The 14,873-nt window shown below is 46.1% G+C and carries 17 protein-coding genes; 16 read left to right on the top strand and 1 reads right to left on the bottom strand.

Going from position 1 to position 14,873, the window contains the following annotated elements; translation table 11 throughout:
• The 8 genes from F8N00_RS09085 to F8N00_RS09050 all read left to right on the top strand — a co-directional run.
• Positions 1-1,295, top strand: a 1,295-nt coding sequence (locus F8N00_RS09085) for an IucA/IucC family protein (RefSeq protein ID WP_421018071.1), incomplete at its 5' end; no start/stop codon positions are given.
• Positions 1,252-2,877, top strand: coding sequence for an IucA/IucC family protein (locus tag F8N00_RS09080; protein WP_336449274.1), 1,626 nt, complete (start codon positions 1,252-1,254; stop codon positions 2,875-2,877). The genes F8N00_RS09085 and F8N00_RS09080, both read left to right, overlap by 44 nt.
• Positions 2,864-4,060: an AMP-binding protein gene (locus F8N00_RS09075; protein WP_336449275.1), complete on the top strand. Its 1,197-nt coding sequence runs from the start codon at positions 2,864-2,866 to the stop codon at positions 4,058-4,060. Before F8N00_RS09080 ends, F8N00_RS09075 begins: the two co-directional genes overlap by 14 nt.
• Positions 4,048-4,299 (top strand): phosphopantetheine-binding protein, encoded by a 252-nt coding sequence (locus F8N00_RS09070; protein ID WP_023467837.1) that lies wholly within the window; start codon positions 4,048-4,050, stop codon positions 4,297-4,299. The genes F8N00_RS09075 and F8N00_RS09070 overlap by 13 nt, the downstream gene beginning before the upstream one ends.
• Positions 4,292-5,290, top strand: coding sequence for a DUF6005 family protein (locus F8N00_RS09065; RefSeq protein WP_336449276.1), 999 nt, complete (start codon positions 4,292-4,294; stop codon positions 5,288-5,290). Before F8N00_RS09070 ends, F8N00_RS09065 begins: the two co-directional genes overlap by 8 nt.
• The gene (locus tag F8N00_RS09060) at positions 5,238-6,065 is read left to right on the top strand and encodes a sugar phosphate isomerase/epimerase (protein ID WP_336449277.1); all 828 of its coding nucleotides are present in this window, start codon (positions 5,238-5,240) and stop codon (positions 6,063-6,065) included. Before F8N00_RS09065 ends, F8N00_RS09060 begins: the two co-directional genes overlap by 53 nt.
• 94 nt (positions 6,066-6,159) lie before the next feature.
• Positions 6,160-7,272, top strand: a complete 1,113-nt coding sequence (locus tag F8N00_RS09055; protein WP_023467840.1) for a glycerol dehydrogenase — start codon at positions 6,160-6,162, stop codon at positions 7,270-7,272.
• 147 nt (positions 7,273-7,419) lie between these two features.
• Positions 7,420-8,568, top strand: coding sequence for an FAD/NAD(P)-binding protein (locus tag F8N00_RS09050; RefSeq protein ID WP_421018070.1), 1,149 nt, complete (start codon positions 7,420-7,422; stop codon positions 8,566-8,568).
• 223 nt (positions 8,569-8,791) lie between these two features.
• Here F8N00_RS09050 and F8N00_RS09045 read toward each other — a convergent pair whose 3' ends face one another.
• Entirely contained in the window at positions 8,792-9,529 is a 738-nt protein-coding gene (locus tag F8N00_RS09045) for a peptidoglycan DD-metalloendopeptidase family protein (RefSeq protein WP_055967262.1), read from the bottom strand.
• A 326-nt stretch (positions 9,530-9,855) separates the two neighbouring features.
• Here F8N00_RS09045 and F8N00_RS09040 point away from each other — a divergent pair, with 326 nt between their 5' ends.
• From F8N00_RS09040 to F8N00_RS09005, 8 genes are all read left to right on the top strand, one after another.
• Positions 9,856-10,317, top strand: coding sequence for an NUDIX hydrolase (locus F8N00_RS09040; RefSeq protein ID WP_336449279.1), 462 nt, complete (start codon positions 9,856-9,858; stop codon positions 10,315-10,317).
• Between the two features lie 87 nt (positions 10,318-10,404).
• A complete protein-coding gene (locus tag F8N00_RS09035; RefSeq protein ID WP_055967268.1) occupies positions 10,405-11,280 on the top strand; it encodes an SDR family oxidoreductase in 876 nt (291 codons plus the stop codon).
• Positions 11,281-11,293: 13 nt separating this feature from the next.
• The gene (locus tag F8N00_RS09030; protein WP_029341324.1) at positions 11,294-11,482 is read left to right on the top strand and encodes a hypothetical protein; all 189 of its coding nucleotides are present in this window, start codon (positions 11,294-11,296) and stop codon (positions 11,480-11,482) included.
• Positions 11,483-11,634: 152 nt separating this feature from the next.
• Positions 11,635-12,015: a GntR family transcriptional regulator gene (locus F8N00_RS09025; RefSeq protein WP_055967272.1), complete on the top strand. Its 381-nt coding sequence runs from the start codon at positions 11,635-11,637 to the stop codon at positions 12,013-12,015.
• A complete protein-coding gene (locus tag F8N00_RS09020; protein WP_055967275.1) occupies positions 12,008-12,685 on the top strand; it encodes an ABC transporter ATP-binding protein in 678 nt (225 codons plus the stop codon). The genes F8N00_RS09025 and F8N00_RS09020 overlap by 8 nt, the downstream gene beginning before the upstream one ends.
• Positions 12,682-13,497, top strand: coding sequence for a hypothetical protein (locus tag F8N00_RS09015; protein WP_421018069.1), 816 nt, complete (start codon positions 12,682-12,684; stop codon positions 13,495-13,497). Before F8N00_RS09020 ends, F8N00_RS09015 begins: the two co-directional genes overlap by 4 nt.
• Positions 13,498-13,507: 10 nt before the next feature.
• Positions 13,508-14,575, top strand: coding sequence for a hypothetical protein (locus F8N00_RS09010; protein WP_421018068.1), 1,068 nt, complete (start codon positions 13,508-13,510; stop codon positions 14,573-14,575).
• A 76-nt stretch (positions 14,576-14,651) separates the two neighbouring features.
• Positions 14,652-14,873: hypothetical protein (locus tag F8N00_RS09005; protein ID WP_421018067.1), on the top strand; the 222-nt coding region annotated here is incomplete at its 3' end.

Here is a 14,873-nt window from a genome sequence, read left to right as displayed (position 1 = left end):
ATTATGAACAACGCTTGTGGTGTGGTCATTGGTTCCATCCGACCCCGAAAAGTAGAGTCGGTATGACCGACTGGCAACAAAAGGCGTATGCGCCTGAATTCCGTCAACCGTTTCAACTTCACTATTTTACAGTACATGAGACATTGCTCGAAGAACGTTCAGGTAGCTACGAGACAATCAGTCAGCTGATGGAAAACCAACTGGGTGATTCGATTCAAGTGACAGCGCAAGAGCGACTCGTTCCGATTCATCCACTTCAAGCCGAGTATTTGTTGCGTCAGCCGACAGTCGAGCAATGGTTTGAGCAAGATATTATCCGTTATCACGGCGCATCTGGACCACTCTATAACGCAACTTCGTCGATCCGGACCGTCGAATCACTCGACCGAAGTCATATGTTGAAGTTATCCATCCCTGTCCAAGTGACGAACTCAAGACGCGTCAACAAGCGACACGAATTAGAGGCTGGTTATTTGATGTATCGCTTGTTTTGTCATCTGTCTCTGCCTGATACGTTTGACCTTATTCACGATCCTGCATATTTAGCGATCCGGACTAAAGAAGAGACCGGATTCGAAGTCATTTTGCGAGAGCCAGCACCCCACGCGGTAAATGTTGCGGCACTCGTCCAACCGGCATTACCGAATTCAGAATCGCTCCTGCTGCGGCTCATCCGGCAGTCGGGATCAATCGCATCGAAACATGTCACTCGGTGGTGGAAACAGTACCTGGAGTTGACGTTAGGAGCAATCGTTACACTGTATGAGGAACAAGGAATCGGACTCGAGGCGCATCAGCAAAATAGTCTCATCACATTCGAAGACGGATGGCCGGTTCGATATCACGTCCGGGATAATCAAGGCTATTACTTAGCAGACACGAATCGAGATTCCTTTACCCTGCTGGAACCGGAACTGAAGCATACGACGTTGTTCTACTCAGAAGAAGTCATTGCTGAGCGTTTGACGTACTACATGATTTGGAACCATCTAGCGAGTATCATCGACCGATTGGCAGCAGACACATTATTAAAGGAAGAAGTTGCTATCGCGTTACTGCACGAATGGTGTCAAGTACGAGTTAAAAGTCTAGAAGGGCGAGGCAGAGCTTGGCTTTTGATGTTGTTAGAATCGCCGACACTTCCATACAAGGCGAATTTACTAACACGCCTACAAGGACTCGATGAACTTGAAGTCGAGGGGGAACGGGTTTGTTTCATCGACTTGGATAATCCGTTACGGGAGGGCAACTATGCTTTACGACAGCAAAACACGCATCTGCAAACAACTTCTTGAGAGTTTGTTATTCGAGCGGATTCTTCCTTTTACTGAAATGATTGTCGGAATGAAGAATCGTTTTACATTCCACATAAAAGATAGTGAAGTGACAGTCGAAGGCAAACGCGGTCCTTTTGATCGAATCCGGCTCGACATCAAGACGTTACGCTCATCGAAGTCATCTGGCGTCAACGATTGGTTTGAATATCTTTTAACGCAATTGCCGATCTCGGACGACTTTCAGGAAGAGTTGCGACGTACACATGATTTTGATGACTTGTCGCAGCAACATCGTCTACGAATCCATCGAGCAGGCTTGGATTATGAAGAGTTGGAGGAGACCATCATCGAAGGGCATCCCTATCATCCTTGTTATAAATCAAGGATTGGTTTTTCGCGAGCTGATCACGTGGCATATGGACCTGAAGCGGGCAATCGCTTCCAGTTACATTGGATTGCCTTACCTTCTACGCTCGTTCAAGGGAATGGAATCTTACCTATTCCACTGATTCTTGGAGAACCGCTTCTACATATCTTTTTAGTCAAACTGGAAGAACTCAATCAAACCGATTATCAGATTCTTCCTGTCCACCCATGGCAATGGTTACGTATCAAGCAGGAGGTGGCACAAGTCGGAGGTGTCGACTTGGGAGAAGGCGGTGTCTTCGTACAAGCGACGCAGTCGATTCGAACCGTTTTTTGTCCAGGTCAGCCCGAACTACCGCATATCAAATTGCCGCTCGACTTGAAGCAAACGTCAGCCGTTCGGACTTTTTCCGTGCCAAATGTCGTGGCAGCTCCTGCGGTATCGGATTGGTTGGAAAAAAAGGCGAATGAATTGCCGGTGACGCTGTTATCTGAATTTGCTTCATGCGTCGGCTCAAGCGGTCCACTTGCGGGTCGGGTCGGCTGTGTCTTTCGTGAAAACGTCTTGACGTATGCTCAACCGGACGAGCAAGTCATACCTTTGACGGCACTTGCTCAAATCGAGGTGGATGGACGACATTTTTTAGGACCGTGGTTGGAACGATATGGTCATGAACGGTGGCTTCGTCGATTCTTCGTCGTCTATCTCGAACCAGTCATCCGACTCGTGATTGAAAAAGGCATCGGTATGGAAGCTCACGCCCAAAATACGTTACTTGTCTTACGGGACGGATGGCCGGAACGGATCATTCTCCGCGATTTTCATGATAGCGTCGAATTCGTCACCGAGTTACTCGACGATCCATCGGATGTACCCGATTTTAAGAGGCTACATCCTGATTTTGATGCACCGCTCAACACCTATTACGAAATGTCACACCCGCTTGCCTTACGCGAGCTGCTGTACGATACATTATTCGTCTATCATTTGACGGAACTAGCGTATCAACTTGAACTGACGGAGAACTTGAATGAAGCGACGTTCTTTGATTGGATGCATCAGACGATCGAGGGGTTGCCGATTGATCGGGACCGACTAGAACGCATCGGATGGTACGAACAAAGAGTAACGGCAGAAGCCTTACTGGCACCACGGTTTGGTTTGACGAATCAAATCGATGTAAAAAATTCACTAGTTCAACGAGGAGAGGAAGACAATCATGCTATGGATTGAGAAAGAATGGGTGACAGCAGAAGAATTGACGACACACGAACTGGTGAAGCAATCGTTTATAACGGAAGGGAAGACCGTAGCCATCTGTACGTCAGATACAAAAGCATGGTTAGCCCTCTGTCTTGCAATGCGACGTATGAATGGAACAATCCTTCCCATTCATCCGGAGACGCCTGTTTCTGGTGCTGAGCGTCTAGCGATACAAGCCGGATGTGGCTATTTGATTTATCAAGAGACCATCATTCCGCTTCCGGAAGCGGAAAAACGTGCGGGTGGATTGATTCAATTCAGTTCCGGTACGACGGGGCAACCAAAAATCATTCACCGGACATGGGAGTCGATCGAGACGGAACTGAATGCTTATACGAACAGTTTTCCGCTGACGACGAAAGCGACGATCGTTGCTTGTCCGACGACACACTCATTCGGATTACTGTGTGGAGTGTTCGCGACTTTAAGACGCGGAGCAACACCAGTCATCCTACAAGACTTCTCACCACGTCATGTGCTAGCAATCCATCGTTTGCATCCGAACGCGATCATCTATATGGCGCCGGGACTAGCTTATGCGATGAGTTTGTTCCCGGAATCCGTTCACGCAGTGATGATTTCCGGGATGACATTACCAGAAAAGTGGTTCCGTTCGATTGAACGGAAGACACATCATTTGCTTCAACAATATGGCTGTTCAGAAATCGGCTGTATCGCACTTCATCCGAATCCGCCGAGTCCGCAAGCGATCGGCTTTCCACTAGAGCATCTTGAGATTGAAACTGGAACGAAGGGAAAACCAGCAGAATTAGTCGTTTCGCAACAAGGCGTACGGATTGGTACGAAGGATTTAATGTACGTTGAAGACGGGCTGCACTTTCTTAGCCGACTCGATGAGATGATCAATGTGTCTGGCTTATCCGTCTATCCCGGAGAAGTCGAAGATGTCTTGTATCAGCTGCCAACCGTCGAGGCTGTCGTCGTCTTTAAACGAATGGATGCGTTCCAAGGAGAGCGCGTCTGCGCTCAACTCGTGACGACGGCATCGGAGGAAGAACTAAAACAACATTGCACGCAGCATCTCGCACCTCATCAACGACCGACGGAGTGGCAACTCGTTGAGCAAATTGAGCTGTCTGTGAATGGGAAAGTGAGTAGAAAACGATTGGGGGAACAAACATGTCCCGTTTAACGATTGCGCAATTCGAAGATATACTGACCGAACAGCTCGAATGGTCATCATCTGTCGCTATTTCGACAACAGACTCTCTACGAGATGATCTAGGACTGGATTCGATGCGCTTGATTCATCTGTTGCTTCACCTTGAATTGGAACACGGATTAGTGATTCCTGATGAGCACATGTCAGCCCTTCCCAAAATGCGAGTAGAAGAGTTGATGTCTGTTTTACAGGAGGTCATTCATGATTAAAGTACACTGTCTCGTCAGTTGCGTCTGCGAGACGATCAAACGATCGGCCGCGGACCATCGTCCCTATTACTTTGGCGTGTGGGACTCTTCCTTTTCCATGTCAGCCGATTATGTCCTCTCGCATCATGATGAAACAATTAACCATCAGGAGATGCTTGTTTGGTATGAACGTCTTTACGGAATCCCAGTCGAAGAATGGTACGATCACAAACAATCAAAAGAAGAAAACATCACTCAGCTGATTCAACGGATTAAACAGAAAAATAAGGACGAGTCAGTGATCGTCATGTTGGATTTAGCTAGTCTACCTGAGCGCGAAAATAAATTTCACCATGATGTGTTTCCCCACTACGTCATGTTAGAGGCGACAGAAGATCCGGAAATATGGCACATGCTTGATCCTGATTTTCGGTATGAAGGTGAACTAGAAAGAGAACGTATTCTTGCAGCGGTACGCCATCCTACTGTCGCTGGTGGGTTTGCGTTTCGAAATACGGATGTTCGAATACCAGACGCGACGACGGTAAGTGCCTATTTCATGAGTTGTCTAAACGTACATCATCCATTGACTGAGGCAGTCAAGCGTGTTGTGCATCACTATCGTGAACAACCTGAGGGATTACCGAATGCCTTAAAGCAGTTACCTGTGATTGCCATTCGAAAATATGCCTATGAGCACGCATTTGCTTATTTATATGAAGCGATTGGACGCGACTTGCAGACATCTGATTTTGAAGAATGGACGGATGAGGTTGAAACACTTGTCAATCAATACTCTGTCATCCAACATCGGGCTGTCAAATATGCTATAACGCGTCAACCGGAAGTGTATTTAGAAATCGAACGATTGATTGAAGAACAATGGGCACGGGAGAGTGCCATTAAACGGCAACTCGTCGACACGTTCCATGCGTATCAACGACAGGAGGGGATTGAACATGAAACTCGCACTCTGTACGATCAGCTATCGGCATCATCTGCGTTCATTTAATGATTTGATCGATTTTGCTTCAGAAGAACACTTTGACGCTATTGATATTTGGGGTGTTCATGCTGAACATTTAAGAACGGAAGAAGTCGATCGGCTGAAATCGTCCCATCTGAATGTCAGTATGTTAAGTCATTATTTAAATTTAAACGCACCGATGTCAGAACTACTTGCGGAGACAAAACGACTCTCACGATTAGCGACAAGAATCGGAACGGAGCGTATCCGCATCTTTGCGGGGAATGAGGCGAGCCATACCTTATCCGATGCCAAATGGGATCAACTCGTTTATCGGTTGAAGGGGATTTGCCGTGTCCTTGATCCTGCAGGACAGCGATTATTACTTGAATTTCATCCGAACACTGCAACAGATACGGTTGAGGCAACGGTTCGTTTATTACAAGCGATCAACCACCCGGCGTGTCGGATCAACTTTGACGTCTTACACGTCATCGAATCAAAGGCAGATCCCGTCGAAGCATACTTCAGACTTGCATCGTATGTGGATCATCTTCATTTAAAAACAGTGGCGAATGTTGAACAATTTTCAGTCTTTGAACCAGCAAATGTCTATGCGGCAAGCGGATCACGGGAAGGGATGGTTCCATTATTCGAAGGAATCGTCGATTATCACCGGTTCTTTGAAGACGTATCGGCTCATCTCGATCACTTGACGGCAAGCCTCGAATGGTTCGGTCCTGATCCGGACGAGCGATTAAGAGAAGATCGGACTCTCATCACACAAGCTCTTGAAAGAGTACCCGTTTTGTCAAGATGATTCGACTTGATGGGGTTTAAACGTCAGCAGAAAAGGCAATTCCTCTACTGTATGTCATTGACTATCGTGCCCCTTACAGAAAGGATGTTGAAACATGTCAGAACGTGTCTTCATTAGTCCCTCAAAGTATGTCCAAGGAAAGGATGTCATTGACCGGCTCGGTACATATGTGAGCCCGTTCGGTGAAAAAGCGCTTGTCATCGCGGATGATGTCGTCTGGAAAATCGTCAAGGAACGTGTCGAGCATTCGTTGTCCGGCGAAAACGTCGGCATCGAGAAAGCGGACTTCAGTGGTGAAGCCTCACGGCATGAAGTGAAACGAATCGCTGAGCAAGCACAAGCGGCAGATGTCCGGTTCGTCATGGGTGTGGGAGGCGGAAAGACGCTCGATACGGCAAAAGCCGTCTCGGATGAGCTGAACGTGTCCGTCGTCATCGTTCCGACGCTTGCTTCGACCGATGCCCCGACGAGTGCCCTTTCCGTCATCTATTCTGACGAAGGGATTTTTGAAAGTTATCGCTTCTATAAGAAGAATCCCGATCTCGTTCTCGTCGATACGAAATTGATCGCCCAAGCACCAGCGCGTTTCTTCGCGTCCGGAATTGCCGATGCGCTCGCGACGTGGGTCGAGGTCCGGAGTGTCGTCGCTTTTGGTGGACAGACGATGGCAGGAGGGCGTCCAACGATTGCGGCACAAGCGATCGCCAAACGGTGTGAGGAAGTCTTGTTCGAGCATGGTCGCTTGGCGTATGAATCCGTTCAGGCGCAAGTCGTCACGCCGGCACTCGAAGCCGTCGTCGAGGCAAATACGCTCTTAAGTGGACTCGGCTTCGAGAGTGGTGGATTAGCTGCAGCGCATGCGATCCATAACGGATTCACAGCCCTTGACGGTGAGATTCACCACTTAACGCATGGTGAGAAAGTTGCCTTTGGTACACTCGTTCAACTGGCGCTCGAAGAACATCCACAAGAAGAAATCGAGCGGTACATCGCGCTCTACACGGATCTTGGTTTACCGGTGACGCTCGAAGACGTCAAGCTAAAAGATGCGTCGCGTGAAGACATCGTCAAAGTCGGCGAGGCAGCGACTGCTGAAGGCGAGACGATCCACAGCGGTTTCAACGTCACGGCGGACGAAGTCGCGGATGCGATCATCGCAGCTGACCGCTATTCGAAAGCGTATCTAGCGAAACATGCTTCTTCCTGATTGATGTGTTTAAATCCGCTTCCTCTACTGAGAGAAAGCGGATTTTTTATGGGCTTTCGTCGAATGACGCTTGAATTCTTCTTAAAAACACGCTATCGTTATAAAGCGTAATGATTACGATTTAATTCAGGTAAAGGAGTTTTTGTGATGACGGATCGATATGAATGGGTGATTGTTGGCGGAGGAATTCATGGAATGACGGTATTCAATGCCTTACGTGAAAAAGGAATCGATCGGGAGATGATACGGATCATCGATCGTCACCAGCAACCATTGATGAACTGGCGGAAACAAACCGAACGGATCGGCATGCCTTACCTACGTTCAACTCGGGTGCACCACACTTCGACGAATCCGACGAGTCTCAGGCATCATGCGGAAGAACAGGATTATACACATCAAGCCTTCAAGGATACATACGGGCGACCATCCTTGGAATTATTCAACGACCACGCCCTTCAATTGGCGAAGCAAAATGAAGTGGAGGCGAGTTGGGTCCAAGGGGAAGTCACAGGACTAAGACGAGAGAGCGGAACGTGGATCGTCTCGACAGATGAAAGCGAGTTATGGACAAACCGTATCGTTCTCGCTCTCGGACAATCGGAGCATCACGTCATGCCAGAGTGGGCGAAATCGGCGCGTCACGTTTTCTTATCGAAGCACGATACACCACCGGTAGTCATCATTGGAGGTGGAATCAGTGCCTTGCATCATACGATTCAATGTGCCGAGCGCTATCCCGGGCAGGTGACCCTTCTTTCACGACGTCCGCTCGAAAAAAGTGCGTTCGATGCCGATCGGAAGTTCATGGGACCAAAAGGATTGACACCATTCAAGTCCTTGTCGGCTAGTGAAAAACGAGCGTTGATCGTACAGGAGCGTCGCCCCGGAACGGCAACACAGGACTTGATTCAACGTGTTCGTCATCTGATTCGAGAAGGAATCATCACTCATGAGATCGGTGAAGTCGAGCAGGAAATCGGAAGCGGAGTGAAGCTGACAGATGGTCGTATTCTCACCGCTGAATCAATTATTTGCGCAACGGGTATCCGTCCGATGGTCGTCGAAGGATCTTGGCTTGAAGCGGTACAGCAAGAGTTGAAGCTGCCATTATCTCCTTGCCGGACACCATTACTAGATGAAGAAACCTTTGAATGGGGAGAGAATCTATTTGCGACAGGTAGCCTCGCTGACTTAACGGTTGGTCCGTTCGCTCGCTCGATTTACGGAGGACAAGCCGCAGCGCGTGCGATCGCCTCGACGATTGAAGCGAAACAGACAGAAATGCTCGTCTAACACTATATCGCTATCCCCGTAGACATTACGAGAAGTCATGTTTACGGGGATTTTAATGAAAAAAAGACAATCTTATCAATTCAACGAATTAGTCTAGTAAGATTTAACGCTAGTCGCTTGCTATCATCATGAAAGTAAGTTGACTCATTTGGGTGTAATTGGATAAAATGTAAAATTAGATGGAATTCAAAAAGGTACCCCGGACGGAGTACCTTAAACGTATTTATAGGAAAGCGAGTGGGTTGACACTGCTTGCTGCAGACGAACCGCTGTAGGTGTAGTTTCCACGGTGGATCTCGAAGTGCAGGTGAGATCCGAATGAGTTACCAGTGCTACCGACAGCTCCGATGTTCGCGCCTTTCGGGATTGATTGACCGACAAAGACAGAACGTTTGCTAAGGTGAGCATACACTGTTGTGTACGAAATACCGTTCACTTTATGTTCGACCATGACATGGTTACCATAAGCTCCCTGATATGATGATTTGATGACTTTTCCGGCAGCGGCTGCTTTAACGGGTGCTCCAGTCGGTGCTCCGAAATCGATGCCGTTATGGAACGTGTAGCCGTACTTACCGCTAGCATTCCCGTAGCCTTGCGTGATTGGTCCGCTTGTTGGACGCATGAATCCAGTCGATGAAGAGAACGAAGCTTTTTTCGCTGATTTATTAGAAGTACTGTACTTCTTGACGTAACCAGAATAGACGTAGCGTTTTTCACCTTTATGCACGATTTTCGTCCAGTTCCCTGTCTGACCGAGGTACTTGAATGTTTGACCCGCATTGACGCCGTCGACGATGCGGTGTTTCAATGATGGACCAGTCCGGACGCGGAGTCCGTCTGCTTTAATTTTTACTTTATACGATGAGCCAGAAGAGGCTTCAACTTTACCTGTACCCGTAGCTGCAAAACCTGAAACAACGAGGGCGCTCATTGCTAACGTCGTGATTGTTCGTTTCATGAATGTTCCTCCTAAGTTGAATATCTAGTGTTGTCGTCGGAATGACATCTATAGAAGTGGATGCGTTTAGTGTGTATTGAAGTGAGTGATGCGGTCATTTGACTAACGAGAGTATAGCATTCAAACATCAGACCTTTGTGTTTCAATTCGATTGCTAAAATATATTCTAATAACATTTGTTGTAATATTGAGTATCCATTCAATTCGAAAATCCTTTAAAATCAAGATGAATTTATGTTACAACGAGATGAATTTGATTACAAAATAGAATCGTGGGAAATGATGAGAAAGTATGGGAATCTAATAAGAAGAGAGTAGGTAATGGAATGGATTTGACGTTTACAGTAAATCAAAAAAAGCTTAACATTCGCGCAGTGGCGCTGTTGATTCAAGATGGACATCTTTTGATTCATCGTCAAGGAGAAGATGATTTTTGGTCATTACCGGGAGGGCGTGTCCAGTTCGGTGAAAGTGGTGCCAAAGCGATCGAACGTGAGATATTTGAAGAACTCGGTCAGTCGATTGAGCCACCGGTTTTCCGTTTCCTCCATGAAAATTTCTTTGAGTACGCCGATCACCAGTTTCATGAGCTAGGGATGTTTTATGAAGTCGTTTGCCGAGAGCCACTGCCACTTTCGACGGAAGACTTTTACGGTCCAGAAAGCGAAGGGTTGACGTATCGCTTCGTTCCATTCGACAAACTGGATCAGTATACGTTGTATCCAGGCGAATTATCAAAAATGCTTCAAACAAATATGTTTCCGACACTATTGACGAATGACATCTGACTTTTCCAGAAAAACGTTTATAGATGTATTGCAAGGGAATGGATAATCATGTAGTTCATTCAACAGTGATAAGGGAGCTGATCGTTCATGAGAGAAGAGCAGTTCGAAGTGATGCATCAAGAAGCACAAGGGCAGACGCAGGAAAAACAACCCGGTGTCGAGTACGCCATGAAACCAGAACCAATCTACGATGATCCAGATTATGTCGGTTCAGGAAAACTGACAGGGAAGGTCGCGCTGATCACGGGCGGGGACAGTGGAATCGGTCGTGCCGTCGCTGTCGCTTATGCGAAAGAAGGGGCAAACGTCGCGATTGTGTACTTAAATGAGGGGAAAGACGCTGAAAAAACTGTGGCAACCATCGAATCATACGGCGTCAAAGCATTAAAGATCGCGAAAGATATTAGTCGACCGGAACACGCACAACCAATCATCGATACCGTCATCGCAGAGTTTGGACAATTGAACATTCTCGTTAATAATGCCGGGAAACAATTCCCGCAAGATGATTTCCTCGCGATTACACCAGATCAATTGAAGGAAACGTTCGAGACGAATGTCTTTTCGATGTTTTATTTGATTCAGGCTGCGCTTCCACATTTGCATAAAGAAGATACGATCATTAATACCTCATCGGTGACGGCTTATCGTGGAGCACCGACGTTGATCGATTACTCAGCGACGAAAGGGGCAATCACGACATTGACACGTTCACTTGCCTCGAGCTTGATTGAGAAGGGAATCCGTGTTAATGCCGTCGCACCAGGTCCGATTTGGACACCGCTCATTCCAGCGACATTCTCGAAGGAAAAAGTCGAGGCGCATGGGGAAGATACGTTAATGAAACGCCGGGGACAACCGTCCGAAAATGCAGCGGCCTATGTCTATCTCGCCTCTCGCGATTCGAGTTACGTCACAGGTCAGACGATTCATATCAACGGCGGCGATTACATCACGTCTTAAGGGGGAGATCAAGATGAAGAAGAATCCGAATGAAGTGCCTGAACGCGAACCGGATCATCAACCGGACGAGATACCGCAGACACCACCGAGTGAGGTACCAGATACGCCACAGGAAGACCCGGTCCGTCAGCCGGAACCGGATACGTTCCCAGAACCAACCGAGATTCCGGATACACCGCAGGAAGATCCGAATCCCTATTAACGAGTAAAGTGACCATCATCCAAAATTGGATGATGGTTTTTTCGTGATAAAGAAGACAAACTATCTTGACAGTCAAACTGTATGGTGAGTATGATACAGAAGAGAAGTGTATTATTGTTTTAATACATTAAACAGGAAAGGGAGGTCTACCGATGCAGTTCGACCAAAGAAGCCCGGTGTACCTGCAGGTCGTCCGTTGGTTCAAACAACGAATCGCGACTGAGGAATTGCAAAGCGGGCAAGAAATCCCGTCCCGCCGCGAAATCGCCGCACAGCTCGGAATCAATCCGAATACCGCACAAAAAGCATACAAAGAGATGGAGGAGCAGCAATTGATTACAACAGAACGGAATGTCCCGAGTAAGATTACACGTGATTCACAAGTCGTTCAAAAAGTACGTGCCGAGATGCTGGAAGAAGCCGTCTCTGAATTCATCGATGCCGTCAAGGCAATTCAAATCCCACTTGATGAGGTCGTCTCGAAGGTCGAGACGGTCTATCAGGAAACGGAACGGAGGAAGATCGATGCTTGAAGTCCATGGCTTACAAAAGAAATACGGAAAAAAACCAGTTCTTCAAGGAGTATCGTTCTCGGTTCCGATGGATCAACTGACGTGTCTGATCGGTTTGAACGGTGAAGGAAAATCGACGATCCTGAAGGCAATCGCAGGTCTCGTCCCAGTCAACGCGGGAACAGTTCTCGTCGATGGCGAGGTCAATCGAAACAAGATTGCCTTCGTTCCGGATATCCAGACGATGCCCGGCTACATGACGGTCGGTGATGCGCTGACGTATATGGCGGATTATTACTCCGACTGGAACCAGGCGACAGCGGATGAACTGATGCGGATCTTCCAGCTGTTATCGACAGATAAAATTACGGACTTATCAAAAGGAAACCAGGCGAAGGTCAGTTTGATTCTTGGTTTTGCGCTCGATCGTCCGTACTTACTACTCGACGAACCATTCGCTGGGATCGATCTGTTTACGAAAGAACAGATTGCAGGACTATTCTCGAGTCACTTCATGGAAGGACGCGGTATCCTGATGACGACACACGAAATTCAGGAAATCGAGCACTTGATCGACCGGGTCGTCTTCTTGCAGGACGGTCGAATCATCGATGAGCATGAGACGGAAGAGATGCGAGAACTGTATGGGAAATCGGTTCAGGACCGGATGCGGGAGGTCTATCAGCGATGAAACAATACATACAATTGACGAACGAAGAGATTAAGCGGAGTTTTAAGCTTTATATGATTGTCGTGCTTGCTATGGTAGCAATTGAGCTGGTGTCGGTCGTTGCGCAAGTCATGTATCACGCACGGAAAGTTGAGAATTTCATGGAATTTAACCGAGTTTCTGTCACAGAAGCACTTAAACAAATTGATACACTCGGATACTCTGAGGCGTCCTCTTTCTTTAGCTATATGACTCTGATCGGAATGGCGATTGTTGTCATCTATGCGATTCAAATTTGGTATCGAGATTGGTTAGGAGAAACAAAGTATATTTATCGTTTATTGATGCTTCCAGGAAATCGGGCAAGCATTTTCTTCTCAAAATTGACGACAGTCTTTTTAATCATCGTAAGTTTTATTGGCATTCAGTGGTGTGTATTGCAATCAGGTTTTTATCTGTTTGATTGGTTGATTCAGCCGGAATATCAAAATCAAAGTGACTTAAGTCCAGTCCGAAACGTGATGAACGATTTTTATACGATGAATCTGATCGACTTAGGGATCATTCTCGCCATTTCACTATTCATCGTCAGTTTTATTTTCTTACTTATTCTAATTGAAAGATCATTCCGTAAAGGAAAAGCCATTATCAGAATTGGAATTGAAATTTTTGTTCCTGTTGCTTTAACGATTGGTATATTAGCGTTTTTAGATGAAACTCATATTTTACTTGAAACAGAAGAGTTAATTCTAACTATTGGGACAAGCTTGCTGTACTTCATGTATGTCATTTGGAAAAGTCTTCGACTATTGCAACAAAAAGTCACGGTGTGAGGAGTATACTATGCGAACCTATAAATATATATTGTGTTTGGGAGTCATTTGTATTTTGACACTTGGAGTGTATGTTGTGTACTCCTCTTCAATGGAAGAACCTGAATTTGCGGTACAAACGATACAAGGAAATCCAGATGATCAAACTGTAAAGCAACTTCAATTTGAATTTAATGATCCCGAAGCATATAGAACGAAATACAAAGTTAACTTGATGGGGAAAGTAAAGAAGAAACAATCGAATTACTTATCTGGTTTAACAATGGACTACTCAGGAGTGAGTAAGGCACCACGTGAATTCCGACAATTTATGAATCAAGAGGAAATATCAAAATATGAGCAAGACAAAAAGGTATTTGGATTACATGTCAATGAAGATGGATCATGGGATCTACAATCATGGAAACGTGGAACCGAAAAGGTGCAGACTTATTCTTTACCGAAACCGGCAAAGACAAAAGGGATCTACTATCGACCGTTTCAACAAACGAAGCAAAAATTATATGTCCAACGTATTGGCGATGTTGTACAAAAACCAGGTACAAATCATATCTATGTGATTGATTTAAAGAAAAAAACAGTCCAATTAATGGAGTTACCATTTCAATTAACAGAAGAGGATGAGGTACTTGCCATCTATCAGAATCGTGTCTTATACCGAAAGATGACTAATGATGCTAAGACAAGAGTTTATCTGAGAGACAATTCAACAACGACACGATTAAAGTTGTTTGAAGTTGAAGACATGTGGGATACACGTGTGATAGACGAAGGTACCGTCGTAGGGATGACAGAGAACATGACCGAAACAAAAATCAAATGGTCGACGTTTGACTTACGAACAAAGCAATTCACGCAGCATCGTTATGATTTACCTAAACGAGATGCCAATGAAGTGCAACGACACACATCGGCAATCCTTGAGAACGATTTAGTGTATTCCTTCATCGAAACAAAGAAAAATGGCACATCTATCCTTGTTTTAGATGCACAGACTGAAGAAGTTCGATATGAGGGAACAATTAAATATGACATGCCTAAGAGTGACCTTCAACTCAACGGGATGACAATTAACTGAACTACGAAAAAAGTAAAATATTTGAAACCTCCTGTTTTCTTCCAACGTATAAAGATTATACAAAGGGGGAACTCACATGCAATTCTTGATTTTTGTCGTATTCGCAGGTGCTATGTATTGGTTCTACTACAATTTCTTACTTGGGTACCGTAAGAAAAACATCACGATGACGTTCGACGATCGGTTTTATTCACTCGACGAACATGTCGCAGCAATCGAACAAAAGCTCGCGACGGGCGGGCATTCGGCACGTTATCTCGGTGACCGTCGCTTTGAAGTTGATGGTAAACCTTATCTG

This window comes from Exiguobacterium sp. A1_3_1 (genome assembly GCF_048985645.1).
Lineage (GTDB): Bacteria > Bacillota > Bacilli > Exiguobacteriales > Exiguobacteriaceae > Exiguobacterium_A > Exiguobacterium_A indicum.
Note: the sequence above shows the minus strand (reverse complement) of the source record. Positions and strands in the feature narration are given on the sequence as shown.